Origin of the sequence: Segatella bryantii, from assembly GCF_022024215.1 — a bacterium.
In the GTDB taxonomy this organism is placed as follows: domain Bacteria; phylum Bacteroidota; class Bacteroidia; order Bacteroidales; family Bacteroidaceae; genus Prevotella; species Prevotella bryantii.
This window is the reverse complement of record NZ_CP091798.1, coordinates 1310861-1335992: the sequence shown is the minus strand read 5'-3', so window position 1 is coordinate 1335992 and position 25132 is coordinate 1310861. Positions and strand designations below refer to the sequence as shown.

The 25132-nt window shown below is 37.9% G+C and carries 24 protein-coding genes and 1 pseudogene; 8 read left to right on the top strand and 17 right to left on the bottom strand.

What is annotated here, in order from left to right; translation table 11 throughout:
• Window positions 1-81: 81 nt before the first annotated feature.
• The 4 genes and pseudogenes from ruvC to L6471_RS09680 form a co-directional block, all read right to left on the bottom strand.
• A pseudogene (ruvC, locus tag L6471_RS09695) lies at window positions 82-660 on the bottom strand (crossover junction endodeoxyribonuclease RuvC); the annotation flags it as partial.
• A 5-nt stretch (window positions 661-665) separates the two neighbouring features.
• Window positions 666-1310, bottom strand: a complete 645-nt coding sequence (locus tag L6471_RS09690) for an MBL fold metallo-hydrolase (RefSeq protein WP_094448741.1) — start codon at window positions 1308-1310, stop codon at window positions 666-668.
• A gap of 12 nt (window positions 1311-1322) precedes the next feature.
• The gene (gene rsmG, locus L6471_RS09685) at window positions 1323-1949 is read right to left on the bottom strand and encodes a 16S rRNA (guanine(527)-N(7))-methyltransferase RsmG (RefSeq protein WP_027452832.1); all 627 of its coding nucleotides are present in this window, start codon (window positions 1947-1949) and stop codon (window positions 1323-1325) included.
• A gap of 33 nt (window positions 1950-1982) precedes the next feature.
• Window positions 1983-2801 (bottom strand): RsiV family protein, encoded by an 819-nt coding sequence (locus L6471_RS09680; protein WP_237797272.1) that lies wholly within the window; start codon window positions 2799-2801, stop codon window positions 1983-1985.
• Window positions 2802-2891: 90 nt separating this feature from the next.
• On the opposite strand from L6471_RS09680, the gene L6471_RS09675 reads away from it, so the two are divergent.
• From L6471_RS09675 to L6471_RS09665, 3 genes are all read left to right on the top strand, one after another.
• Complete coding sequence (locus L6471_RS09675; protein ID WP_094448743.1) at window positions 2892-3545, top strand: HAD family hydrolase; 654 nt, start codon at window positions 2892-2894, stop codon at window positions 3543-3545.
• Between the two features lie 64 nt (window positions 3546-3609).
• Window positions 3610-4428 carry a 3-methyl-2-oxobutanoate hydroxymethyltransferase gene (gene panB, locus L6471_RS09670; RefSeq protein ID WP_006281114.1) on the top strand — a complete coding sequence of 273 codons (819 nt, stop codon included), beginning with the start codon at window positions 3610-3612 and terminating at the stop codon, window positions 4426-4428.
• A 3-nt stretch (window positions 4429-4431) separates the two neighbouring features.
• Entirely contained in the window at window positions 4432-5604 is a 1173-nt protein-coding gene (locus tag L6471_RS09665) for an MFS transporter (RefSeq protein ID WP_006281112.1), read from the top strand.
• A 44-nt stretch (window positions 5605-5648) separates the two neighbouring features.
• Here L6471_RS09665 and L6471_RS09660 read toward each other — a convergent pair whose 3' ends face one another.
• The 4 genes from L6471_RS09660 to uxuA form a co-directional block, all read right to left on the bottom strand.
• On the bottom strand, window positions 5649-6227 hold the full coding sequence (locus L6471_RS09660; RefSeq protein ID WP_223918741.1) for a YhcH/YjgK/YiaL family protein: 579 nt from the start codon (window positions 6225-6227) through the stop codon (window positions 5649-5651).
• A gap of 241 nt (window positions 6228-6468) precedes the next feature.
• Window positions 6469-7950 carry a tagaturonate reductase gene (locus L6471_RS09655; protein ID WP_006281110.1) on the bottom strand — a complete coding sequence of 494 codons (1482 nt, stop codon included), beginning with the start codon at window positions 7948-7950 and terminating at the stop codon, window positions 6469-6471.
• Window positions 7951-8165: 215 nt separating this feature from the next.
• On the bottom strand, window positions 8166-8978 hold the full coding sequence (locus tag L6471_RS09650; RefSeq protein ID WP_006281109.1) for an SDR family oxidoreductase: 813 nt from the start codon (window positions 8976-8978) through the stop codon (window positions 8166-8168).
• A 49-nt stretch (window positions 8979-9027) separates the two neighbouring features.
• Window positions 9028-10293, bottom strand: coding sequence for a mannonate dehydratase (gene uxuA, locus L6471_RS09645; protein WP_237797271.1), 1266 nt, complete (start codon window positions 10291-10293; stop codon window positions 9028-9030).
• Window positions 10294-10479: 186 nt separating this feature from the next.
• Here uxuA and L6471_RS09640 point away from each other — a divergent pair, with 186 nt between their 5' ends.
• Window positions 10480-10956: a hypothetical protein gene (locus L6471_RS09640; protein WP_094448745.1), complete on the top strand. Its 477-nt coding sequence runs from the start codon at window positions 10480-10482 to the stop codon at window positions 10954-10956.
• Window positions 10957-11080: 124 nt separating this feature from the next.
• Here the strand turns inward: L6471_RS09640 and L6471_RS09635 are convergent, their stop codons facing one another.
• The 8 genes from L6471_RS09635 to L6471_RS09600 form a co-directional block, all read right to left on the bottom strand.
• Window positions 11081-11587, bottom strand: coding sequence for an NUDIX hydrolase (locus tag L6471_RS09635; protein WP_237797270.1), 507 nt, complete (start codon window positions 11585-11587; stop codon window positions 11081-11083).
• A gap of 34 nt (window positions 11588-11621) precedes the next feature.
• The gene (gene ispE, locus L6471_RS09630; RefSeq protein ID WP_027452824.1) at window positions 11622-12467 is read right to left on the bottom strand and encodes a 4-(cytidine 5'-diphospho)-2-C-methyl-D-erythritol kinase; all 846 of its coding nucleotides are present in this window, start codon (window positions 12465-12467) and stop codon (window positions 11622-11624) included.
• A gap of 213 nt (window positions 12468-12680) precedes the next feature.
• Complete coding sequence (locus tag L6471_RS09625; RefSeq protein ID WP_006281103.1) at window positions 12681-13856, bottom strand: FprA family A-type flavoprotein; 1176 nt, start codon at window positions 13854-13856, stop codon at window positions 12681-12683.
• Window positions 13857-13993: 137 nt separating this feature from the next.
• Entirely contained in the window at window positions 13994-14686 is a 693-nt protein-coding gene (locus L6471_RS09620) for a DUF554 domain-containing protein (RefSeq protein WP_094448746.1), read from the bottom strand.
• 127 nt (window positions 14687-14813) lie between these two features.
• Window positions 14814-16277, bottom strand: coding sequence for a DUF3843 family protein (locus tag L6471_RS09615; RefSeq protein ID WP_074548717.1), 1464 nt, complete (start codon window positions 16275-16277; stop codon window positions 14814-14816).
• A 233-nt stretch (window positions 16278-16510) separates the two neighbouring features.
• The gene (htpG, locus tag L6471_RS09610; protein ID WP_006281100.1) at window positions 16511-18568 is read right to left on the bottom strand and encodes a molecular chaperone HtpG; all 2058 of its coding nucleotides are present in this window, start codon (window positions 18566-18568) and stop codon (window positions 16511-16513) included.
• Between the two features lie 267 nt (window positions 18569-18835).
• Window positions 18836-19213 (bottom strand): hypothetical protein, encoded by a 378-nt coding sequence (locus L6471_RS09605; RefSeq protein ID WP_006281099.1) that lies wholly within the window; start codon window positions 19211-19213, stop codon window positions 18836-18838.
• An 87-nt stretch (window positions 19214-19300) separates the two neighbouring features.
• Entirely contained in the window at window positions 19301-20758 is a 1458-nt protein-coding gene (locus L6471_RS09600) for an aminoacyl-histidine dipeptidase (protein ID WP_074548715.1), read from the bottom strand.
• An 89-nt stretch (window positions 20759-20847) separates the two neighbouring features.
• Between L6471_RS09600 and L6471_RS09595 the strand changes: the two genes are divergently transcribed.
• The 4 genes from L6471_RS09595 to L6471_RS09580 all read left to right on the top strand — a co-directional run bounded on the left by L6471_RS09595 (window position 20848) and on the right by L6471_RS09580 (window position 23168).
• Window positions 20848-21066, top strand: a complete 219-nt coding sequence (locus L6471_RS09595) for a hypothetical protein (RefSeq protein WP_027452820.1) — start codon at window positions 20848-20850, stop codon at window positions 21064-21066.
• Window positions 21067-21084: 18 nt separating this feature from the next.
• Window positions 21085-21675, top strand: coding sequence for an OmpH family outer membrane protein (locus L6471_RS09590; RefSeq protein WP_006281096.1), 591 nt, complete (start codon window positions 21085-21087; stop codon window positions 21673-21675).
• Window positions 21676-21757: 82 nt separating this feature from the next.
• The gene (gene nth / locus L6471_RS09585) at window positions 21758-22414 is read left to right on the top strand and encodes an endonuclease III (protein WP_027452818.1); all 657 of its coding nucleotides are present in this window, start codon (window positions 21758-21760) and stop codon (window positions 22412-22414) included.
• Window positions 22415-22454: 40 nt separating this feature from the next.
• Window positions 22455-23168 carry a DUF2461 domain-containing protein gene (locus L6471_RS09580; protein WP_074548713.1) on the top strand — a complete coding sequence of 238 codons (714 nt, stop codon included), beginning with the start codon at window positions 22455-22457 and terminating at the stop codon, window positions 23166-23168.
• 119 nt (window positions 23169-23287) lie between these two features.
• On the opposite strand, the gene L6471_RS09575 is transcribed toward L6471_RS09580, so the two are convergent.
• The gene (locus L6471_RS09575) at window positions 23288-24343 is read right to left on the bottom strand and encodes a glycoside hydrolase family 43 protein (RefSeq protein WP_143067162.1); all 1056 of its coding nucleotides are present in this window, start codon (window positions 24341-24343) and stop codon (window positions 23288-23290) included.
• Window positions 24344-25132: the final 789 nt, after the last annotated feature.

Sequence of the window (25132 nt, the reverse complement as noted above, 5' to 3'; positions counted from 1 at the left end):
CATCTGCTTATTGTTCGTATTTGTGGACTTTCTTGGTATGTTAAGTGAAGTCGATTTAGGTGTGTCGCTTATTTTCGTTTTTTTGATGCGTGAACTGTTTTTTAATGCAAAATCTTTCCAACTTCCATAGTGTTTTGCATTACTTTCAGGAGTACTCGACTGTAAAAAGTGGCAATAAGCAGCACCTAAAGCATCTGTAGCATCCATAAATTTAGGCATGTCATCTTGACTGATATGGAGTAGGCGTTGGAGCATGGAAGCTACTTGTTCTTTTGAAGCTTGCCCCTGCCCAGTGATAGCTTGCTTAATTTTCAGAGGAGCATATTCGTGAATTGGAACGTCATGGTGTATGGCTGCTGCAATTGCAACCCCTTGAGCTCTTCCTAATTTCAGCATAGACTGAATATTTTTCTCAAAGAAGGGAGCTTCAATAGCCATTTCGTCAGGGAGATACTCATCTATAATGCCTGTTACTCGGTCAAAAATTTTACCTAGCCGTAAGTACGGGTCACTTTCTCTACGCATGTCAATGACTCCCATTACCATCATAGAGGCATGATTGCCAACTACTTTGATAAGGCCATAACCCATTACGTTGGTACCTGGATCGATACCTAAAATAATTTTTTCTGTATTTGTTTTTTTTCGATTTACTACCATATTGTTTATCTGTCCATATATGGATTGCCGCCAACCTCATTACCGATAGTCGTCTCTGTACCATGGCCAGGCAGAATTCTAGTATTATCTGGCAGTTGAGCTAATAGTCTCAAACTGTTGATCATAGCAAACATACTTCCACCTTTAAAATCAGTTCTACCAATGCTATGATTAAATAGCGTGTCGCCAGTAAAAGCTACATGTTCTTCGTCATCAATAAAAGTGACGCTACCACGGCTATGGCCAGGAGTTGCAATAATTCTTAGGTGATGAGTACCAAAGTTGATGGTTTCATTTTCTTCAAAAAAATGGTCAACAGGTGGAAATTGATTATTCAACTCTATGCCAAACATCTCTATACCTTGTTTCTTTAAATCAACAATGTATTCCTCATCGCCTGCAGAACATTCTGGTTTCAGGCCATATTGTTCGAAAATGGTATCATTCCCCATATTGTGGTCTAAGTGTCCATGGGTACAAATGAGATGTTTGGGTATAAGTTGATTATTATTGATATAATCAACAATAGCCTGTCGTTCTTCCGGATAATATGCACCACAGTCAACGATGATGCATTCCTTAGTTTCATCACTTGCTACATAGCAATTTTCATTAAGCATATTGCAAGCAAATCTTTGTATTTTTAGCATAGCTTTTCTTTTTTAGGCAGGAACGTAAATAAGTTTTTTGTCTTCCTTAAACCATTCTTCTTCGAACAGACTGTCTAAAGATGTAACGTCTGCAGACTTACAGTATGGTTTTAGTTCTTCTGTAAGATCGCCACCTTTTAATACAATGACACCATTAGGTAGAGCATTATGCTGTTCTTTGGCAAAATTCTTTTTAATAATCTTCATCAAGTCGGGTAGAGGCATAACAGCTCTACTTACAACAAAGTCGTATTTTCCTTTTTCCTCTTCTCCTCTCAGGTGTACTGCATCTACATTTTTAAGCCCTATTGCATTTGCAACTTCTGTTGCTACTCGAATTTTCTTTCCTGTACCATCTATAAGACGGAATTTTACTTCAGGGAAGAGTATTGCTAAAGGAATACCCGGAAATCCACCTCCTGTACCAAAGTCTAGTACTTTCGTGCCAGATTTGAAATTAATGTATTTGGCTATTGCTAAACTATGTAGCACATGATGCTCATAAAGGTTGTCGATATCTTTACGTGATATCACATTGATTTTACTATTCCAGTCACGATAAAGTTCATCCAACTGTTCCAACTGACTCTTCTGAGTGTCAGTTAGTTTTGGAAAATATTTTGTTATAATTTCTATCATTGTTCTATATGTATTTGTTATTTTATTCTTGTTCTATTTTCTTGTTATGCTTTTAAGATCATCCTGATCTATTTTTATCCGAATTTGTCCCATTTCTTGTGGAGCTATTTCACCTGTCTGATATATAAATTCGATTTGTTTTTCGCCTATAATATAATTGTCTGGTGCATATACATCTCCATTTGCAAATATCATTTTTTGATGAAGCTCATTAATATCTTTTACTTTAATATATTTGCATAAGGACTTGGTAATCAAATCTTTTAATCTGTTGTTATAGCCGGGCACAAAGAGGTCGGATAGATGGTACATATTACCATTACGGCTATCAAAGTTTCTTATAAGAGTTAGGTGCGTAACTTCATTACTTCCCAGTTGAACTTCAATGTCGGCTATATAGTTTAGTACATATTTGGCTTTGCTTTGTACCTGTGTTATGATATGATATTTTGCCTGATACATATTCGCATGCTTCATATCATGTCTATACATTGTAGAGAAATTTGAGCGATAATCTTGAAGGTATCTGTCTACAAATATTCTCAATTTTTGTATAGGGGATAGTTGAAGAGACGTTTCTCTTAAATAATCGGGAGATAGAATACCACATCGCATCAGTTTGTTATTAATTTTGTTAGCATACCCCCCCTTTGCCATCAACATGTCTATATGGATATTGCAACAGGGTGTTTGTTTCTGTTGTTCTGGTAACAGGGCTAAAGTAGTATCTACGATAACATTTTCAAAAGAGATGTCGGTAGCATCGTGAATATTTCTTTTGCTCTTACATGCTCCTAAAATAAGCCATGCAATAGTCCAAATTAACCAAGATGTGCAAATCTTCCGCTTCATTTATACTAAATTTAGTGCAAAGATACAACTTTTTTCAGTAACTTTGCAATCGATTTATAAATAATAAGGTAAAAGTAAACTTAGGATAAGATGAATAAATATCAAGCCGCATTATTTGATTTGGATGGGGTAGTATTTGACACAGAACCTCAATATACTATATTTTGGCGTAGTATGTGTGAAAAATATCGTCCGGATATACCTGAATTGTGGAATAAATTTAAGGGACAAACTCTTGTTCAAATTTTTGATCAGTACTTTGGGGGCATGTCTCAAATTCAGGCTGAGATTGTAGAAGCACTTAATGCGTATGAGAAAGGTATGAAGTACCAATATGTAACCGGCTTCGAAGAGTTTATAACTGATTTAAGAGCAAATGGTCTGAAAACAGCTGTTGTAACAAGTAGCAATCAAGAGAAAATGAGAAATGTATATCGTTCTCATCCTGAATTTCAACAACTGTTTGATCGTATTCTTACCAGTGAAGATTTTTCTGCGAGTAAACCAGATCCTGATTGTTATTTAAAAGGTGCGGCTGTATTTGGCCTTCGTCCTGATCAGTGTATTGGTTTTGAAGATAGCTTCAATGGACTAAAAGCTGTACGTGCTGCACATATGCCAGTTATAGGTTTGGCAACCACTAATTCCCAAGAGGCAATTCAGTCATACTGTGATGCTGTTTTTGATGATTACCAAGGTGTTAACTTGCAAAAAATAATTGCAAGCATTACTCCAATTCAATAATTTAGCGTACCTTTGCATGAGGTTTCGTAAAAATGGAACGAGTAAAATTTTATAAACATTAAAAATGGGATATTTAACAACTGATAAAAAGAAAATCACCGCAAAGACTTTCTTGGAGATGAAAGAGGCCGGTGAGAAAATTACGATGTTAACCGCCTATGACTATACTACGGCTGGAATCATTGATGCTGCAGGTATAGACAGTATTTTAATTGGAGATTCAGCCTCTAACGTGATGGCTGGTAATGCGGATACTATTCCTATAACCGTGGATCAGATGATATATCATGCACGCTCGGTAGCTCGCGCTTGTAACCATTGTTTAGTATTATGCGATATGCCTTTCGGCAGTTATCAGATAAGTCGTGAAGATGGTGTACGCAATGCTATTCGCATGATGAAAGAAAGTGGAGTAGATGCTCTTAAAATGGAAGGTGGTATAGAAATAGCTGATACAGTTAAAGCTATTGTTGATGCTGGAATTCCAGTGATGGGTCATCTAGGATTAACTCCACAGAGTATACATAAATTTGGTGGTTATGGCCTTCGTGCTAAGGAAGAAGCTGAGGCTGCTAAATTGTTGGCAGATGCTAAAGCTCTAGACGAGGCTGGTGTTTTTGGCATCACTCTTGAAAAAGTTCCAGCGAAATTGGCTGCAGAGGTAACTCGTAGTGTTAAGGCTGCAACAATTGGTATAGGTGCAGGAAATGGCACGGATGGTCAGGTACTTGTGTATGCCGATGCACTTGGAATGACTCAAGGCTTCAAACCAAAATTCCTTCGTCATTTTGCAAATGTAAATCAGGAAATGACAAAAGGTGTACAAGATTATATTAAGTGTGTTAAGGATGTTTCCTTCCCTAACGAGAACGAAAGTTATTAATATATGGATACACAGAATACGCCGATTCATATTAACCTTTGGCACAACGATTTCTGGAAGCTTACTCTAGCAAATCTTTTACTTTCTGTAAGTGTTTATATGCTTATGGTGGGTATTCCTTTTAACATGATTGCAAATGATTATTCTCGTTGGCAGGTCGGTATGGTCATGGGTGTTTTTGGAATCGGCATATTCCTTTTCGGTGGGTTCATGTCTCGATGGGTTCAGGTGCATCGCCGAAATAGAGTTTGTCAGCTGGCCATTTTAGGAGTTATTATATCTATTGCAGGATTGTATTACCAAGACACGACACCAGCTAATCGATTGGATTATTATATATATTTGGGATTGCGTCTATTTATGGGCGCTTGTTATGGACTTGCCACAATGGTTATGACTAGTACACTGATTATAGATATTTGTGAGTCTTTTCAGCGTACAGAGGCTAATCATGCTACGGCTTGGTTCTCTCGTATGGCAATGTCTATAGGTCCTGTAGTTGGGTTTGCGATACTTCATAAGTTAGATTATAATACTCTGCTTGTTGTGGCTATTGGGTGTGCAGTAGCTTCTTTATTTCTTATGAGTCTGGTTAAGTTCCCATTCAAAGCACCTGGTGAGAATCTGAGTATATTCTCTTTGGACCGTTTCTTTCTGCCTAATGCAATACCTTTGTTTTTAGTTACTATGCTGGTTACTGCAACAATGGGGCTCATGTTTTCTACAATAACGACTACTTCTTTTTATGGTATGCTTATGGTAGGATTTCTTTTGGCTTTATTGGCAGAGCGATTTGTTTTTGTTAATGCAGAGCTTAAAAGTGAAGCTATTAGTGGATTGATAGCCATTTCATCAGCGTTTTTATTGCTCTTATTTCATCCGGATTCTATGGCATATCGCATAGCTCCTGTTTTGACGGGCTTTGGCCTTGGTATTATTGGTTCTCGCTTTTTGTTGTTCTTTATAAAATTAAGCAAACATTGTCAAAGGGGAAGTAGTCAAAGTATGTTTTTTCTAGCTTGGGAGTTTGGAATTGCTTTAGGTCTTTTTGGAGGATATTCCATATTGTCTTCAACGAGACTTATTTTGTCAGTGGGTGTAAGTTTTGCTGTAATAACACTGATAATATATAATTTCATATTGCATCCTTGGTATATGAAAAATAAAAATCGCTAATGTTTTTCCCATTAGCGATTTTTATTTTTTTTCTTTGAAAGAACCTATTCTTTGTAATCCACTTTAATAACGATTACACGAATGTTTTGATCTTGCGTGTCATTCATGACTTTGGCAATGTGCCAGTCTCCTGGGAAGAATATGAAAAATTTGTCAGGGGTACTGTCAAAGAATAATGCTTTTTCCTTATCGTATTTATAGTGTATTACATCTTTTTTCTCATCGTATGGCTTGATGGGTGAACTTGATTGGTGTTCGATGATACCAAATCGTTCAGTTCCTTTGACAGCAAACTGGAAATCGATACGTTTACGATGACTTTCACTCTGTCTTTTTTCTAGTGCTCCATTCTCACTGTCTTCCACACTTGCAACAAGTGATGTTCCCTCGATAGGATGTTTTCCTTTACTGATAGCATAAAGGTTTGTATTTTTTAGCCAATTGAAGAGAGCTTTCCATTGATCCGGATTCTTCTTATATTGCTGATAAAATTCTACAGCATTTACGCTCATGTGTGGATCGGCTCTGAAATAGCCATTGCGCCAAGCACCTGATTTCATCCATGTTTCGGCTTCTTTTAGGAGTTTAGCATTATGTTGAGCTGTATATATACCATTTTGCATTTTTTTGATCATGCAGCAAGGTTTTGTTTCATCCTTACCTGTATGATTGTTCATTTTACAATTTTGTGCATGAATGCTCATACAAATGCCGAGAAAGAGTGTGAACAAAAAATTCTTTTTCATATGTATTTTATAAAAGGTGATACATCTAAAGATAATTGTAATAGTGTAAAAAAAGGAGCGAACATTTATAGATGTCCGCTCCTGTATATAAGTATATGAAATTAGTCGAAATATTCGATTAGAGGATAGTCTTAACAGCCTCAAGCATACCCTTTTCCTGAATCAAGTCAAGGTCTTTCTTTACGAGTTCTGTCAAGCCAGGAACGGTCTTATTCAAATCTTCCTTCCAAACATAGTCGAATGCAAGAACACCCTCAGCTACCTTCTGTGTATCGCCTGTAGCCCAAAGTTCAGTTAACTTATCCATAATCTTTTGATCATCGTTAGGTACGATAGGAGCACCATCAGCACGCTTGCCACCCTTATAGTAGGTGATGATAGCAGCGAGACCGAATACCAAGCCCTGTGGAAGCTCACCCTTACGTTCCAAGTAAATCTTAACACCTGGAAGGTCACGAGTTTCAAACTTAGGGAAAGAGTTAAGCATGATAGAAGTTACCTGGTGATCAACGAATGGGTTTTCGAAACGCTCCAATACATCAGAAGCGAACTTCTGAAGTTCTTCCATTGGAAGGTCAAGAGTTTGCATCAATTCGTCAAACTGTACCTTGTGGATGTACTTACCAAGTACTTCGTGCTCGCAAGCGTCGCGTACGATATCTACACCGCTCAAGTATGATACAGGAGAAAGAACAGTGTGAGGACCATTCAACAAAGTAACCTTACGCTCATGGTATGGTTTCTCGTTATCTGTGATGAGAACGTGCAAGCCAGCTTTGTCTGCAGGGAATTCTTCCTTCAACTGCTCTACTGTCATATTCTCAGCCTTCTCGATTACCCAAAGGTGGAAACTTTCAGCCTTAACAACCAAGTTATCTTTGTAACCGATCTTTTCCTGGATTTCTTTGATGGTATCACGTGGGAAACCTGGAACGATACGGTCTACCAATGTTGCGCAAACGTAGCAGTAGTTAGTAAACCATGCTTTGAAGCCTTCGTAATCTGCACCCATATCGCCCTTCCAAAGCTCGATATACTTGTTAATGCAATCCTTCAAGTGGTGACCATTCAAGAAAATCAACTCACATGGCATGATAATCATACCCTTAGTTGCATCGCCATTGAATGTCTTATAACGGTGGAAAAGAAGCTGAACCAATTTACCTGGGTAGCTAGAAGCTGGAGCGTCAGTGAATTTACAAGAATCATCGAAAGCAATACCTGCTTCAGTTGTGTTACTGATGATGAAACGCATCTCTGGCTGCTCAGCAAGTGCCAAGAAAGCCTGATTCTGTGTATATGGATTAAGACAGCGGCTGATAACATCAATACGAGTCAGAGTGTTAACTGGTTGACCGTTCTCTTTACCCTGAAGGTTTACGTGATACAAACCATCCTGGCCGTTAACCCAATCTACCATACCTCTTTCGATAGGCTGTACGACTACTACTGAAGAGTTAAAATTAGTTTTTTGGTTCATGTTGTAGATAATCCAATCTACAAATGCACGCAAGAAATTACCTTCACCAAACTGGATAATTCTCTCAGGCATTACGCTCTTAGGAGCAGTACGCTTGTTCAAAGATTTTAATTCTGACATAGTTTGTTTTTTATCAATTATATGATTTAGATTTCTGTCTACAAAGATATATATAATCCACGAATTAAATCAAAAAAAAGACGTAAAACTATCCGTAAACCTTTGCGTAAACTCTATAGAAGTGATATAAAAATCCCTGATGATTTATTCAAATTCATCAGGGATAATTTGGAAAAGGCCGGTCTAGGTCTTTTTATATCTTGTTTGTATTAGAATTACATAGCAAAACTATTGAATCCGCCATCAACAACAGCTACTGTACCTGTTACGAATGCAGCTGCATCGCTCATCAAATACTGAATTGTTCCACAGAGTTCTTCAGGCTTACCCATACGACCAAATGGAGTCTGACGAATTACATCTTGGCCACGCTGTGTGTAGGTTCCGTCTGGATTAGTAAGAAGAGCACGGTTTTGTTCTGTTATGAAGAAACCTGGAGCAATGGCATTAACGCGAATCTTTTCGCCAAATTTCTGTGCACACTCATGTGCCATATAAGCTGTAAAGTTGCTGATACCAGCTTTTGCAGCGGCATAGCCACAAACGCGAGTCATAGGGCGGAATGCTGCCATGCTAGAGAAGTTGATAATGCTTCCTTTTCCTTGCTTAACCATAGGTTTTAGGAATACCTGAGTTGGGATAACTGTACCGGTAAGGTTAAGGTTGAGTACTTGCTGAAATTGGTCTGTGTCAAGGTCAAAGAAGGTTTGGTCAGGACTGATAACAGCTCCAGCCATATTGCCACCTGCTGCGTTAAGTAGAGTGTCAACCTTACCAAAGTCGTTTATGATATCTTCGCAGTTCTTTTCCACTGTAGCCAGGTTCATGACATCTGTCTTATAAAATTTGGCTACGCCGCCATTTTTCAGAATATCATTTACAATTTCATTACCCACTTCTTCTTTGCGTCCAAGAATAGCAATTTTAGCACCCTGTTCAGCCAAGTATTTAGCAATAGTACGGCCTAAAACGCCAGTACCACCGGTAATGACTACTACATAATCTTTAATGTCAAATAAGTTTTTCATTTTGTTATTTTCTTATGATTGTTTTTTAATTCGCATGTTAAATAAGGTATCAGTCGAAGAAGCCTGGCTGCTGGTATTTTATTCCTAGTTCGCGGTCAACTGTGGCTATGATACCTTGTACTTGACCCATGGCAAACATACGGCCCAAGAAAGAGTAGCCTGCATTGTAGCCTTTGGTCGCATCGCCCAACATAGTCATACCATGGTCAACACGCATTGGTAAACGAGCAATGTTTGGGTTATCTTTGCGTTTTTGTTCTTCTTGTTCAAAAATACGAGTTAGCTCAATAATATCAGCTCTACCGCCTAAGTGACTTGCTTCTGTAAAATCACCGTTTTCAAAAACATGGCAACTGCGAAGATGTACAAACCAACTTCTGTCAGCATATTTTTTTGCTAATTCTACTACGTTGTTGTGTGCACCTGCTGAAAGACTTCCTGCACAGAATGTCAAGCCATTGTGTTTGTTTGGTACAGCGTCGAGGAACCACTTAATGTCTTCGTCACAGGTTACGATGCGTGGCAAACCTAAAATTTGGAATGGAGGATCATCAGGATGAACGCACATGTATATATCACACTCTTCGCAAACAGGCATGATGGCATTTAAGAAATACTTCATGTTTTCACGCAATTGTGCCTGATCTATACCATGATAGAGTGCTAATAGCTCACGGAATAATTCTACAGGGTGTTCATCGCCTTCTTTGAAATTTCCGCTTACGAATCCCTGAGTCTTTATTACAATATTTTCTACAAGAGCATGGTCTTTTTCTGGGTTCATGGTCGCTTTTAGTTCTTCGACTTCAGCAAGTATATCACGACCATTAGGTTTTCCATCAGGGCCAATTACTTTAAAGTTTGCCCAGTCTTCCTTTGCTCCTTCACGTTTTAAGATATAGATATCAAAGTAAGCAAACTGAGGAATGCTGAAAAAAAGATTGCTTGAGCCATTAGGGTTCTCGTGGAGTAGGTCTGTACGAGCCCAGTCTAGTACTGGCATAAAGTTGTAACAAATAGTATGAATACCTTCTGCTGCAAGATTTCGCATACTTTCTTTATATACCTCAATCTGTTGGTCTCGGTCTTTACCTGCATATTTGATAGTTTCAGTTACAGGTAACGATTCAACCACACTCCATCTCATGCCGTAAGACTCAATATATGACTTTAGATCGTGAATTTTTTCACGAGTCCAAACCTCACCAAGAGGTACATCGTGTAAGGCAGTGACAATACCTTCTACACCAATTTCTTTGAGCATGGCAAGAGTAATTTTATCATTCTTGCCAAACCATCTCCAAGTTCTTTCCATAATTTGTTTTTAGACTGTTTTATTATTTTCTGCAAAGGTACATATTTTTAGTGTACTTTCACCCTATAAAATGTAACATATTCTTTTGATTTTGTTCAAAAATCCTTTTTAAATGAAAAAAAATATGTATCTTTGCCTTTAGGATGAATAATATATATATATAAACTTTTTATCGACCACATAAAAATGGAAATTATTAAAATTTGCAAAAATGACTGTCAGAAATTATTAAAGGCTGCCAGAATGGGTAATTTTGATGGGGTAACTCTTTCTCGTACTGAAATGTTTGTAGGAGCTGTTTGTATGCTTATTTTTGCTTTTGCTTATTTGGCAATTACGCAGTTACTGATAGCATATTTTAGAGAGGCTGTTACACTTTGGCTATTTTTAGCTGTTATTTTGGTAGTTTTATCTATAATAGGCTTTTTTAGTTTGTTTGCTATGCGTCTGAGTACGTTAGGCTATAAGAGTCGAAGTATTTTTTGGCTGTTGGCATTCAATGCCTTTTTGATTTATTATGGTTGTATAGAAGACAGATTAATACCTCATATCTTATTTGCTATAGGTATTTTCAGTTTTGTTACTTCTCTATTGTATCTCTTTGCTGTATGTATGCTTAGTTGGCCTAATGTAATGAATAAGGGGATGAGGCATATTGATTAATATCATTTAGTGATAGATATTTATTCGTTATATTCCCTCTTATCATTTTATTTATATATGTGATAAGAGGGAATTTTGTTTTGTTTATACATCAATAGGAATTATCAACTTTCTTGGCTGATCTTTATTTCTCGGTGAAAAATTTTTTGTATTCACTTTCAAAGTTAGGGGTGAAAACATTTTTACCGATATTTTCAAGTATTTCCTGTTTGCTCCAGAAACGTCCACTATCCAGTTCAGAAGAACTTGGATTTATCATACCATCGTATATGCATTTGTGTACATATACTAATTCTTTTTCTTGTGAACTCTCAAATACATAGTGCCCCAAGTCTTGTGGTTCAAAATCTGTGATCCCCAATTCTTCCTTCACTTCACGATGTAAAGCCTGTTCTACATTTTCTCCGAGATCGATATGGCCACCGCAAGCTGTATCCCATTTTCCTGGTTGAATGTCTTTCCATTCTGGACGTTTTTGCAAGAACAATTCACCGTTCTTATTAAAAAGGTGTAAATGAACCACGGGGTGTAATATTTTACTGCCATCATGAGCCTTACCTCGAGATATGGCACCTAATATATTTCCTTGTTCGTCAACTTCCGGAAAGAGTTCTTCGTTATTATCTCTCATTTATATTTTTTTATCAGTAGATTATTTGTAAGTATTAAAGTTGTAGTAGTTGGTGATATACAGCTCCAAATTCGCGTTTAATATTTTTTTCGCCTGGATTTTCTTTGAAGATACCAAATATTGTACTACCGCTGCCACTCATCTGTGCATAGATAGCCCCCATTTCGTATAGTTTCTCCTTGATGGCTTTAAGTTCAGGATACTGTAAGAAAGCGGGTTTTTCAAAATCATTACTTAGTTCAGCTTTCCAAGTTTCGATAGGCTGTTTGACTATCTCTTTACAGCATTTAGCTGGAATATGGGGTGTAATGGCGCGATAAGCATCACGAGTGCTCACATTAACATCAGGCTTTACCAGTACCAAATAGTACCCATTCAAATTATCCTGAGGTCGACCTACGGGTTCAAGTATTTCCCCCTTTCCTGTAGCATAAGCTGTTTCTGCTGTTATAAAGAAAGCACAATCAGCTCCTAGTTGTGCAGCATATCGTTCCATTTCGCTGTTGCCGATATTCAGACGAAATCGTTCATCGAGTAGTCTGATCATGTAAGCACAATCGCTGCTGCCACCTCCTAAACCAGCCTGTGATGGTATATTCTTATAAAGGTGGGCATGTACACGAGGCATTTGGAAATCTTGAGCTAGAAGGTTGTAGGCTTTTACCACCAGATTGTCTTCTTCATTACATGCTATAGCATTTCCTGTAATTTTCAGATCACAGTCTAGTTGTGATGGGAATTTTTCATCCATTGTTTTTATTTCGAGTGCGTCGTATACAGGGATAGGGTAGAAAACGGTTTGCAGGTCGTGGTAACCATCAGCGCGCTCACTAACTATATTTAGTCCAAGATTAATCTTGGCGCAAGGAAATTTGATCATTTTCTTTCAGTTTTAAGTTCTTGTACAAAGGTACTAAATGCTTTCGATATATAAACAATAAATTCTTGTTTTTTTATCTTATAGTGTATTAAGGTAAGTTTCTTATATTTTTGTAACCTAGAGTGTTACCAGTTATAACCTAAAGTTTTAAATGAATAATCCCCGAGTCGTATTCATTTCACTCGGGGATTATTTTTTATTATTTTATATTTTTTATTCTGCTAAGATAGCATCTGCTAGTTTCTCCATATTTTCTATATCAGTCTGATGCATACGGCTCTTGATTGTAACCACTGGTTCTAGAAGTGTGATATTCTTCATAGGAGCAATGAGTGCTTTCATAGCCTTGCCGGCGCTAGGTGCCCATGTTCCGTTTTCGAGAAGAGCAATGCGTCGATTTTGATAAGCCTTCATTGCCAGTTTATGTAAGAAGAAATGCATAGGAGGAAATACGTCAGCATCGTACGATGATGCACAACAAAGTAATGTGCCATAGCGGAAAGCATCCTCGATAGCCTCAGCCATATCTTCGCGGGCAAGGTCAGCGATAGAAACTTTTGGGCATCCTTTTTCTAATAGGATATCGCGCATTTTTTCTGCAGCTTTCTTGGTTCCTCCATGGATTGATGCGTAAGCGATGAAAACGCCTGGTGTTTCAACTTCGTAATGTGCCCAAATATGGTATAAGCGTAATGCTTCTTTCATTTTTTCTCCTTCAAGAACAGGACCATGGAGTGGTGCTATGGCTTTCACACCAGGCAGATTTGCAACTTTATCGAGTACTTTACTGACTTGTACACCATATTTTCCACAAATATTAAAATAATAACGACGTGCTTCACATGCCCAATCGTCAGCATCGGCATCATATACACCGAATTTACCAAAACCATCAGCCGAGAAGAGTATTTGTTCCTCTTGAACATAAGTCATAATGACTTCAGGCCAGTGAATGAAAGGAGCTGCGATAAACTGTAAAGTATGGTTGCCCAAAGAAAGTGTATCATTTTCTTTAACAATGATAGTGCGGTTCGTAAAATCTATATCCTCATTATATTGTCCAAGAAATTTTGATGCAGCTAATGAGCACACTATTTTGATCTCTGGGTATTTTTCGATTAAAGCCTTAATACCAGCAGAGTGGTCAGGCTCCATGTGGTGTACGATAAGATACTCTGGTTTTTGTCCATCAAGAGCAGATTCTACTTTCTGAAGCCACTCTTCCTCACATCTGTGATCAATTGTGTCTAGGATGGTTGGGTGCTTATCTATTATAACGTATGAGTTATAGCACATGCCTTCAGGTAAAGAATATTGGCTCTCGAAGAGATCGAGTTCTGGGTCATCACACCCTACGTATTTAATATTTTCAGTGATTTTTGTTATCATTTTATGATGTTGTTTGATACTTTTATATACTATATTATATGTTTGCAAAGATAATTATTTTTATGGATATCACAAGAGATAGCCACATGTTTTATTTTCTATTTTCTTTTTTCATTGATGTGTTTTCTGTTTGGTTTTCAAAACTTTAGCACGAGTTTGATAAGAAACCATATAATCGGTACGAGCAGGGCTGGAAGCAGATTCAGTGTCTTGCAGTCTTTTAGATGCAGAAGTGATAAACCGCTTCCTGTAATGAGAAGACCTCCTATGATGAGTAGCTCTGCCATTAAGGCTTCACTAATAGCTTGGCTTGAAATCATGGCGATTAAGTAAAACATACCTTGCCAGCAGAATAGTACTGGAGCTGCCAGTATCATGCCAAAACCGTAGGTTGAAGCAAAAACGGTAGATGAAACCAAATCTAATGTTGAATTGGTAAAAAGAAAGGTATTGTCGCCCTTTAAGGCGCTGATAATCGGGCCAAGCATGGAGAGTGGTCCGATGCAATATAGCAGAATGGCTAATGATAATCCTTCTCCTAAATTCTTGTCATCTTTTTGGGAGTATTTATTTACGGCTCGTTTAAATCGTCCGTCTATGTCAAAATGTGTGCCGAATAGACCACCAACAGCGAGCGATACGATAAAAAGAACGGGATATTGACTTTTGGGGAAATTGGTTATTGTGGCATTGAGTCCAATAGCCAAACTTGCCAATCCTAAACCGTCATAAAGCACGGTTTTGTACTTATCTTTGATACCACGGTGGAGTAGAGATCCGATGATGCTACCTACGATAATGCAAACTGTGTTGGTAATTGTTCCTATCATATCATTTCGTGTCTCGTTTATTTGTTTTTTATAAAAATATCTGTAAGATGTACCTTGTTATAAATGATGAAGGTATAGTCTTACAGATATATTTTTTATATGATGAAGAGTTATGTCTTCCTTTTATTTAATAAGCATTACCTCGAAGAGCCCTCATGACAAAGTCAAAATTCTCCTGTAACAGTTGGGTATGGTCTATACCGTCGGCTTGATTCGTGCCAAAAGCGGCATCTGGTAACATGTTATGTTTTACCAGATATTTAACCATCGTGTCTGGCATATTAAAAGTATCAACCAATGCATTTGCTTTAGCATATTCCTCGTCATACATTGTATTACGATTATCCTTAATGCTTTTTGCTACACCAAGCGCGATACCTTGAGGCTCTTTTTCATCACCAACAAATACAGTGATGTTTTCCTTGGTCTTCATTTGTGGTGCATTAAACATATCGTTAGCCATCTTCTCATCTAAGCCCAATTCCTTGATAGTGAATTCTTTGTGGGCATCTTTATTCTCAAAATAAAATAAACCAGTATCCTCGGAAATTTCTTTTAAGTGTTTATAGTTTGGCACACGATCGTTTTTCTTTTTCTCTTCCACCTTCTTCATTTCCTCAAAAGCCTCATCACCAGTTTCTGAGGTCGTAAAGAATCCGTTCAAGAACCAGTCGCCCTTATAGTTGACCAAAGAACAAAGTGCATAACCTTTCAGCTTATCTGGATCAGGATCGTTCAGATTGTGACGAGTTACGATAAGCTTCTCACCAGTAGCAGCTTCTAATTCTACATCTTTGTCAGTAACATTGAGAATCTTATAATAGGTGAGAGGGCGATATTCCTGTTCTTCGATATCTTTAGCTTCCTGTTCTTTGCCGTTTGCACGTAATACTAAGCCCAAAAATTCTTGAGGTGATAAAGCCAATGGTGAAACTTTATTTTCATAAGTTAGTGCGCACTCTGCAACATATACAGACATCGGTCCAAGTTGTTGCTTGAAAGCGTTAACACATTGACCCATAGCAGCTTCGTTCTCTGCAGTATGTGTAAGATAACTATTAAAGAAGAGCCATTTTAGTATATCGCGCTGCATGAAGAAATCGTTAGCATACTCTGCGTTAGCAATGAGATTCTTTAAATCCTCATTGACAGGTACTTTTTCGAACTCTTCGTTGAGAATGTCCCAAGCTGCTTGAGCAAGCCCCACAATATTCAAGTCCATTGGATAAGGTATTGCGTTAGGTCGCATATTATGGACGGTAAGCCAGATAATAAGCATACAGTCTTGTATATGTGGCTCATCCTGGTAATATTTATCTTCTTCATAATGATAGAATGGGATAAACTTGCCATAATTTTCCTTGTGCCAATTGGTAAAACTTCGCCACAATCCAAAGTCTGATACTACATCTTCGAAATATTGTGTGATATTGATAGCACATTCTTTTAGTTCAAGAGGAGAAAACTCACGTAAACGTAGTTTCTCATATCTGTGTAAAATTTTATTTCCCACTGTCGCATAATACGAATCCGAAGAGCATTTCATACCTCTAGGGTGTCCGGCAGCAATTTCATTGTATGTGATTATCATAGTGTATAATTTTTTTAACGTGACACAAAAGTAGTAAATAAATTTGAAACGACCTAAATTCTTATCGTAAAAAATATGTGAAAAGATTAAATATAGATTACGTTTGATGTGTAGTGGTAGTGTAAATAAAAAAGCTGACCTCCATATTGGGGCCAGCCTCATTTTTACTTATATGATTTTGCTCTCTAATTAACTAAAAGGTTTAGATTTTATATTAGAATAATACAATACTATTACTTAATTAAATCTACAGAACGTTTCAAGAAGGCATCGAGAGATGCGCCTTTAAGCATACCATTTTGCAACAGCGCCAGGTCAATAAGCTGATGTACGATATTATTGTCCTTGGCATAAGAAGCGATGATATCCTTACGTTTAGCACGCTCGTCGCTAATAGCTTTCTCTGTATTCTTTACATCTTCTTTCTCTGAATCAGTGATCTCTTCTGGCTTTTTGCCATTCTGAGCCTGGTGCAATGCTGCAAGACGAGCTTCCTGTCCCTTAATCTCACTTAAGATAGGTTTCAGTGCTTCAGCAGTATTGGTATTCGTATCTGAAAGTACCTTCTTAATAAGTGAGTGATCAGCATTCAGTACCAAAGTGTAAGAATCAGGCATCTGACCATAGAAGTTCATTCCTGGTTGGAACTGACTCATAGCCTTCATACGGCGCATGTATTCACTCTCGGTAATGAGTACTGGCTGAGCATCCTCACCTAAAGCCTGAACCTCAACATTAAACATAGTTTGATCTATCTGAGGCATTTGTGTACTGAAGACATCTGATAGATTATCGCTCTCATCTTTGCTCAAATCTACTTTCTTTACTTCATCTTTTACAATAAGACGATCAATGATGTCTGCGTCTACACGAGTGAAATGGCTCTTCTCAAACTTCTGTTCGAGCATATTGATCATAGGGGTATCAAGCTGTCCGTCAAGTAGTAATACGCTGTATCCCTTCTTCTTTGCAGCTTCAATATAGCTATACTGCTCATCCTTATTGTTTGCATAAAGATATACCAGGTCGCCATTTTTATCAGTCTGGTTGTCTTTGATAAGAGTCTTATATTCCTCAAAGGTAAAGTATTTACCTTCTACATCTTTCAGAAGAGCAAAGTCTTTAGCGCGATTGTAGAAATCCTCTTGTGAGAGCATACCATAATTGATGAAAATCTTCAGGTTATCCCATTTTTCTTCGTAATCCTTACGATCGTTTTTGAAGATTTCATTCAGACGGTCGGCTACCTTCTTGGTGATATAAGTACTGATCTTCTTTACGTTACCATCGCTCTGTAGGTAACTACGGCTTACATTCAAAGGAATGTCAGGGCTGTCGATTACACCATGAAGAAGAGTAAGGAATTCTGGTACGATACCTTCTACCTGATCTGTTACGAATACCTGATTGCAGTACAACTGAATCTTGTTGCGTTGCATATCGATACCATTTTTGATGGTAGGGAAGTAGAGAATACCCGTCAGTTCAAATGGATAGTCTACGTTCAGATGAATCCAGAAAAGAGGTTCATCCTGCATAGGGAAGAGATCACGATAGAACTTCTTGTAGTCTTCATCTTTCAGAGTAGATGGAGCCTTTGTCCAGAGAGGTTCGATATTATTGATGATGTTATCTTCTTCAGTTTCTACCTGCTTACCATCTTTCCATTCTGTCTTTTTGCCCAAAGCTACAGGTACTGCCATAAATTTACAGTACTTGTTAAGCAACTGCTCAATTTTATTTTTGTCAAGATATTCTTTGCAGTCGTCGCTGACGTGAAGTACGATTTCGCTACCACGATCTGTTTTGTCAGCATCGCTGATTTCGAATTCAGGATTACCATCGCAAGTCCATTTTACAGCCTTGCTGCCTTCCTTATAACTCTTGGTAATGATGTCTACACGAGAGCTTACCATGAATGAGCTGTAGAAACCTAGACCAAAGTGGCCGATGATAGCATTGGCATTATCTTTATATTTATCGAGGAAATCTGTAACACCAGAAAAAGCAATCTGATTAATGTATTTGTCGATTTCTTCTTCTGTCATACCGATACCACGGTCTTTGATTGTGATAGTACCTGCTTTCTCGTCTACCTCAACGTGTACAGTAAGGTCACCTAACTCACCTTTGAAGTCACCTGTTTGAGCCAGTGTCTTCAACTTCTGTGTTGCATCGACAGCATTACTTACCATCTCACGAAGGAAAATCTCGTGATCAGAATAAAGAAATTTTTTAATGACAGGGAAGATATTCTCTGTTGTTACACCAATATTACCTTTTTGTGCCATATTATTTTTGACTATTTAGTATTCTTAATTATCTATTTCTTTTCGCTCAGATATGATATTCATGTCTGATTCACGCCCTTTGTATTGCAAATAGCGTGCCATAACGGGATAATGAAGAAAAATACTGCCAAAAATAAAGCGTAAGACTGACATGATACTGACAAAACACTGACAGAAATGTCAAAAAGTATACAGCAGGTTTGTTTGCTCGAATAAGCGAAAAACCTACTGATTTTGTATTTTAAAGTTGTTGTTGGGGAGTGGGTATTAGTTTTGTTTTACAGCAAGTAGATGTTCTAATGTTTTATCAAAATAGAAGGTATTTTGATAATGTATCGTATCGCCCTTTTCTGTAGTGTAGTCGTATTTGGCCCTTATATATAATAAGGTAGAAGTAGCTTTGGCATTGGTATCATATTTGATTTCTTTTTTAAAAAGATCTATTGGCGTTTTTCGTAATACCTGAATGAGTGAATCTGATACATATCTAGTAGAGTCGATATTGGTAAATCGTAAATTACGATAGTCATCAGTCGTCATATTTTCGCTCATGAAATCTTTAGCCATAGATTTAGCCTTATAGCTATCGCCACAAGAGGATAGGGTGAGGAGCGTTGTCACGGCAAATAAAAGCACTTTTCTCATGATGTATTATTCGTATTTATTTATGTTATTATATAAATATATCCTCCTTGTAAAGGATGCAAACAAGGAGGATATCAAGTGTGTATATTACGCTGGAATATTTTTCAATACATCAAGCAGATGATCCCATACCATTTGTACAGTTGGAATGAGCAATTTTTCGTCTGGTGTATGAACAAATCGAAGGGTAGGACCGAAACTTACCATATCCATGCCAGGATATTTTTCAGAGAAGAGACCGCATTCCAAACCTGCGTGTATACCTACAACCTTAGGTTCCTTACCGAAACGCTTTTTATAGCATTCTACAGTAATCTTAGTCAGTTTGCTGTCTGCATTCATCTTCCATGCAGGATATCCATCGCTTTGTTTAACCTCAGCACCAGCTAATTCGAAACATGCTTTCACACTGTTGCTCATATTTTTGAGGTTACTCATTACATTACTGCGTTGAGAGCTTACGATTTCTATTTTATTTTCTTCGCTTTGTACACTGGCAATGTTACTAGATGTTTCTACCATCCAAGCTAACGCTTCGTCCTGACACATAGCGAGAACGCCATTGTCTACAGCTTGTAGAGCGCGTACAAAGTTAACAGACACCTGCTCAGGAATAACCTGCTGTACATCAGCAGAGCCCATATACCACTCCATATTTCCGTCGGTTACGTGGAACTCATCTTCTACCTCAGTGCAGAATACATTCCAGTCTGCACGTACAGTTTCTTTTTCAGTAGCAGGTACAGCAAAGATAATTTTACCATCACGTGGAATAGCGTTGTGCATTTTTCCACTATTAAACTGAGCTAAGCGTACAGGCATCTTGTCGTGTTCCAAATAGAGGAATCGAGCCAAAATCTTGATAGCGTTAGCACGTTTTTTATTGATATCATCACCAGAGTGACCACCAATAAGTCCCTTGATGCTTGCTTCCATAAAGAAGTAATCTGCAGGAGCATCTTCACGGGTAAAGTTAAATGTAGCAGCAGTATTGATACCACCGGCACAAGAAACGAAGATAATACCCTCGTCTTCACTATCAAGATTGATAAGATATTTGCCCGACATAAAACCAGGTTTCATGCCGAAAGCACCTGTAAGACCAGTTTCCTCGTCACGTGTGAAGACACATTCGATAGGACCATGTTCGATGTCTTCGCTGTCGAGAATAGCGAGCTCGATGGCACAGCCGATACCATCGTCAGCACCAAGAGTAGTACCCTTAGCGGTAAGCCACTCGCCATCTTCAATATAAGTTTGAATAGGGTCTGTATGAAAGTTGAAATCTACATCAACAAGTTTGTCGCAAACCATATCCATGTGGCTCTGTAAGATCGTAACAGGTTTGTTTTCATATCCAGGAGTAGCAGCTTTTTTGATGAGTACATTACCCGTCTCGTCTACTTTATATTCAAGATGATGTTCTTTAGCAAAAGTTTCAAGATACGCAATCATTTTCTCCTCATGCTTAGAAGGACGAGGAATCTCGTTAATTTTAGCAAACTGCTCGAAAACACGAGCAGGTTTTAATTCATTTTTATTCATTTAATTATGTTATTTTATTTTGTACTTTTATCCAAAAATTGTATCTTTGTCACGAAATTGCCACTAATGGTAATGCAAAAGTAATAAAAATGATAAAAACTCTGCTCATAAGCGTGTTAATAATTGCTATATGTATGGCATTATTATGCATTAAGTTGTTTTTTAACAAGAAAGTTAAATCACAACATATCCATGATAGTGAATATTTACGCAGTCAAGGTATTCATTGTGTCATGGATCAGGATCGCGAAGCCCGTAGAAGTGGAAAACCGTTCTCGTATGTAGCAGCGCCTAAAAGTAAAGATTAAGAAAAACAACATATTAAAATGAAGAAAAACCTTTTTAAGAATGTCGCATTTGCAGCAATTGCTGGACTTGCACTTACTGCTTGTAATAAGCAGCAGCCACAGGTTGAGGATAAGACCCAAGCTCCTGCAGCTGCATCACAATTGAAAATCGCGTATGTAGAGGTAGACTCTATCATGACTCAGTATACTTTTGCTAAGGAATATTCAAGTCTTCTAGAGAAGAAGAGTGTTAATATTCAGAAGACGATTGCTCAGAAGGGGCAGGCTCTTCAGGCTGCAGCAGCTAACTTCCAGCAGAAGATTCAGCAGAATGCTTATACTCGTGAACAGGCTGAGGCTATTCAGGCTGGTTTACAGAAGCAGCAGGCTGATCTCCAGGGTTTACAGCAGCGTTTGGGTAATGAATTTCAGGCTGAAACTGAAAAGTATAATAAGGCTCTTCACGATTCTATCGCAAATTATCTTAAGGTATATAATAAGGATAAGAAATATAGTCTTATCTTCAGTAAGCAAGGTGATAATTTGCTTTATGCAGACAAGGCTTATGATGTAACCGCAGAGGTTGTTGCAGGCCTTAATAAAGCCTACAAGGGTAGCGCTAAGAAGTAAAATTGTACTTTCATATATTTTAATATGATATGAATGAGGGATACCACTATATTTAGGGTATCCCTTTTCTTATATAAAGAATATGACTAGACAGGAAAGATATACGTTTTTGCTTGATTATTTTGAGCAGCGACAGCCTGAGGTTACTACCGAACTGAATTTCGGTAGTGCTTTTCAGCTTATTGTGGCTACCTTGTTAAGTGCACAGTGTACTGATGAGCGTATTAATAAGGTAACGCCGGCCTTATTTGCTAAATATCCTGATGCGCATGCTATGGCTCAAGCTACCGAGGAGGATCTGCTGGAATATATCCGTTCGGTAAGTTATCCTAATAGCAAAGCGAAACATTTAGTTGCTATGGCTAGAATGATTGAAAGTGATTTTCGTGGAGAGATTCCCGACAATACTGCCGATCTTGTCAAGTTGCCAGGAGTAGGGCGCAAAACGGCTAATGTGCTACAGGCTGTATGGTTTAATAAACCGACGCTGGCTGTTGACACACATGTATATCGTGTCAGTCATCGTTTGGGATTGGTGCCTAAAACTGCTAATACTCCTCTTAAGGTAGAGGAATACCTCATGAAGCATATTCCTGAGGAAAAGATTACTCGTGCACATCATTGGCTTCTTCTTCATGGTCGATATGTCTGCAATAGTGCCCGTCCGAAATGCGAGAAGTGCGATTTCGAGAGTTTTTGTCCCAAGCTACTCGAGGGTAGTAAAGTGGCTAAGGGATAGTTTGTGAGTCAATGATGTAACTTGAATGAATAAGGTAATCATGGATACAAAAAGAATATATAAGTTTTTGAGTAATATAGCCACTCATAATAATCGAGAGTGGATGCAAGAGCATAAGGCTGAGTATCAGTATTGTAAGGAGGAATTTGAAAAAGGTGTAGCGGAGTTAATTGGCAAAATATCAGAGTTTGATCCTGAGGTTGCACATCTTACGCCTAAAGATTGTATTTACCGTTTTAATCGTGACATTCGTTTTAGTCAGGATAAGAGTCCGTATAAGCGTCATTTTGGTGCTTATATCTGTGCTCATGGTAAGAAGTCTTTGCGTGGAGGGTATTATATCCATCTGCAGCCTGGCCGTAGCTTTGTTAGTATTGGGTGCTATTGGTTACCTACCAACATTCTCACCAGTTGTCGTAATGAGATTATGGGTAATATTGACGAATGGCTAAAAGCTGTCAATAATGGAGAGTTTATCCATACGTTTGGTTATCCGGGCGAGGGAGTATTTGTTGATGATGGTGAACTTTCAGATAAGGGATTTGGGCTTCATCTCCTCAAAACAGCGCCTCGTGATTTTCCAAAGGATTATGAGTATCTTGATTATTTGAGAATGAAAGACTATGCGGTATGGCATCGTGTAGAAGATAGTTTTTTCAGTAAGGACAATTGGATGCAAGAAGCTATCAAGATTTTCAAGGTTGGGAAGCCAATGATGGATTTTACAAATTCTGTTATTGATGATTATGAATAACAGAGTATATTTGAATTCTGAATCAAGTATCAAAAAAATGGGGATATTTCCTAAAGAGATATCCCCATTTTTGTATGCTTACAGTTCTTATAAATTAGTATGGTTCTGTAAGAACAATGCTATTTTTTCCAGTATTTTTCGAGTTTTTTAGCCTCTTTTTTGGTGATATGGCATACAGCTCCATGCTTCTGCTCCGAGAAGTTTGTGCGTTTCATTATTCCTTTATCGAAAAGTCCTAAGTCTTTGAAATCTTTAAAGTTAGAAGTCTCTGCGAAACCAAAGTTGTGAGGATTTCTTCGATAGCAGTCATACATCAGCAACCATTTGTTTTGACCGATAAGTTTGTAGATATGAGGAGCCTCGCATCCCCCTTTTTCAAAGTCACAGTAGTCATCGATGTATGTCCATGGACCTGTAATGTGCTTACTTGTAGCCTGCTTGATACCAGCAGTTCCATCGTGCGAACAGTACATCAGGTGATAGGTACTGTCTTCAGGTGTGTATGAAATATCACCATCGATAGCCTCTTTATCTGCTTTAGGGTAGGTGAAAAGTATCTCGGGTTTAGTTTCTATTTGGTTGAAGTCTTCGTTGACATAACTGTAGTAGAGTTTACACATCTTTGTTCCATGGCGCATGGTATAGTAAATCATGAGTCGATTGTGCTCATAGTCCCAAGTTGTCTCTGGTGCCCATACACAGCCTAAATCTTCGTATTCTTTACCGAACTTTGTAAAGTCGATGTTTGCTCTTGTCCAGTGTATTAAATCTGCACTTCGCATCAATACAAGTCCCTTATTGTTTCCCCAACCATATTCTTTTCCTGGGCGTTCCCATTCCGTATCGCGATAGCCCATTTTTTGTGCGTAGATATGTAGGTCGGTCATGGCAAGATAAAAGTAGCCGTTAGGTGCGCGGAAAATATGTGGATCACGAATTCCTTTCTGTACGGCGATACTGTCTCCGGCGATAACTGGCTTATCATCGTTAAGTGCGGTGTAGGTATAGCCATCAAAACTAATGGCCATGTGCAGGCCATGGTCGGCATCTTTGTGGTATACCATAAGATATGCTCCCATATCTTTTTCTTGGTATTGTTTAGCCTGAACGTTTGTTGACTGCAACCCCAAAGATAATATTAAAGCGGTTAGTAGAAGAGATCTAAATTGTTTCATAATTTGTTATATAACTGTTATTTGATTATTATTGGTTATTTGCGAGCAAATTTACAAAAAAAATATTAAATGTGATATTTACACTTCAAAATATGCTATAGAAATTTTATAATGAGAGTAGGTTGTCGGGGTTGAATTTTGTTGACAAGAACCCTCCTGAGGCTTGCGTATTTGAAATTGCCAGAAAGAATGCTTCAAATACGCGAATTTTGAAGGATTTTTGTATCTAATTGAATATCAGTGCGTTATGCGTTTTGTGTTTCGATGGCTAAAAAAATGGGCGCCAAAACCATAGCTCCTAGGGGTCGAAAGCTTAGGGTTGACGCGATAAGGTCATAGAGTTTAGCGAACAAAGTCTTAGGTTTCGACCCCTAGGACCTGTGGTTTTGGCGGAAGAGAGAATCGAGGGGTGAAAAAAAGATCAAACAGGCAGAGCAAAAGTTGAAGATTTTGAGCTAGAATACGATTTTTGGTCATCTTGTTTTTTTGATATTTTATTTGACATACTACTCATTACGGTCAAATATCATCTATTATGGCTCATGAAATAAATAAGGTTTACCCGACATTTCGAGTGATTGATTTATAATCAAGCAAAGAGGTTAATGGCGAATGAGAAAAGTTAAATTTGACGTTTAAGAAAACCAACAGCATTAAATAAAATTGTATTTTTGCAATTATAATAATTTGGAAAAATGGAAATCTTCTTCTTGTGCCATGTGGGTAAAGATAAGCTTTGTGAGAATATGGTCACAGAGCATACACTGGTATATTTGGTAAGTGGTGAAA

Coding starts and splice junctions, on each gene's coding strand:
- L6471_RS09690 (WP_094448741.1), bottom strand. CDS start 1,310: ATGCTAAAAATACAAAGATTTGCTTGCAATATGCTTAATGAAAATTGC.
- rsmG (WP_027452832.1), bottom strand. CDS start 1,949: ATGATAGAAATTATAACAAAATATTTTCCAAAACTAACTGACACTCAG.
- L6471_RS09680 (WP_237797272.1), bottom strand. CDS start 2,801: ATGAAGCGGAAGATTTGCACATCTTGGTTAATTTGGACTATTGCATGG.
- L6471_RS09675 (WP_094448743.1), top strand. CDS start 2,892: ATGAATAAATATCAAGCCGCATTATTTGATTTGGATGGGGTAGTATTT.
- panB (WP_006281114.1), top strand. CDS start 3,610: ATGGGATATTTAACAACTGATAAAAAGAAAATCACCGCAAAGACTTTC.
- L6471_RS09665 (WP_006281112.1), top strand. CDS start 4,432: ATGGATACACAGAATACGCCGATTCATATTAACCTTTGGCACAACGAT.
- L6471_RS09660 (WP_223918741.1), bottom strand. CDS start 6,227: ATGCAAAATGGTATATATACAGCTCAACATAATGCTAAACTCCTAAAA.
- L6471_RS09655 (WP_006281110.1), bottom strand. CDS start 7,950: ATGTCAGAATTAAAATCTTTGAACAAGCGTACTGCTCCTAAGAGCGTA.
- L6471_RS09650 (WP_006281109.1), bottom strand. CDS start 8,978: ATGAAAAACTTATTTGACATTAAAGATTATGTAGTAGTCATTACCGGT.
- uxuA (WP_237797271.1), bottom strand. CDS start 10,293: ATGGAAAGAACTTGGAGATGGTTTGGCAAGAATGATAAAATTACTCTT.
- L6471_RS09640 (WP_094448745.1), top strand. CDS start 10,480: ATGGAAATTATTAAAATTTGCAAAAATGACTGTCAGAAATTATTAAAG.
- L6471_RS09635 (WP_237797270.1), bottom strand. CDS start 11,587: ATGAGAGATAATAACGAAGAACTCTTTCCGGAAGTTGACGAACAAGGA.
- ispE (WP_027452824.1), bottom strand. CDS start 12,467: ATGATCAAATTTCCTTGCGCCAAGATTAATCTTGGACTAAATATAGTT.
- L6471_RS09625 (WP_006281103.1), bottom strand. CDS start 13,856: ATGATAACAAAAATCACTGAAAATATTAAATACGTAGGGTGTGATGAC.
- L6471_RS09620 (WP_094448746.1), bottom strand. CDS start 14,686: ATGATAGGAACAATTACCAACACAGTTTGCATTATCGTAGGTAGCATC.
- L6471_RS09615 (WP_074548717.1), bottom strand. CDS start 16,277: ATGATAATCACATACAATGAAATTGCTGCCGGACACCCTAGAGGTATG.
- htpG (WP_006281100.1), bottom strand. CDS start 18,568: ATGGCACAAAAAGGTAATATTGGTGTAACAACAGAGAATATCTTCCCT.
- L6471_RS09605 (WP_006281099.1), bottom strand. CDS start 19,213: ATGAGAAAAGTGCTTTTATTTGCCGTGACAACGCTCCTCACCCTATCC.
- L6471_RS09600 (WP_074548715.1), bottom strand. CDS start 20,758: ATGAATAAAAATGAATTAAAACCTGCTCGTGTTTTCGAGCAGTTTGCT.
- L6471_RS09595 (WP_027452820.1), top strand. CDS start 20,848: ATGATAAAAACTCTGCTCATAAGCGTGTTAATAATTGCTATATGTATG.
- L6471_RS09590 (WP_006281096.1), top strand. CDS start 21,085: ATGAAGAAAAACCTTTTTAAGAATGTCGCATTTGCAGCAATTGCTGGA.
- nth (WP_027452818.1), top strand. CDS start 21,758: ATGACTAGACAGGAAAGATATACGTTTTTGCTTGATTATTTTGAGCAG.
- L6471_RS09580 (WP_074548713.1), top strand. CDS start 22,455: ATGGATACAAAAAGAATATATAAGTTTTTGAGTAATATAGCCACTCAT.
- L6471_RS09575 (WP_143067162.1), bottom strand. CDS start 24,343: ATGAAACAATTTAGATCTCTTCTACTAACCGCTTTAATATTATCTTTG.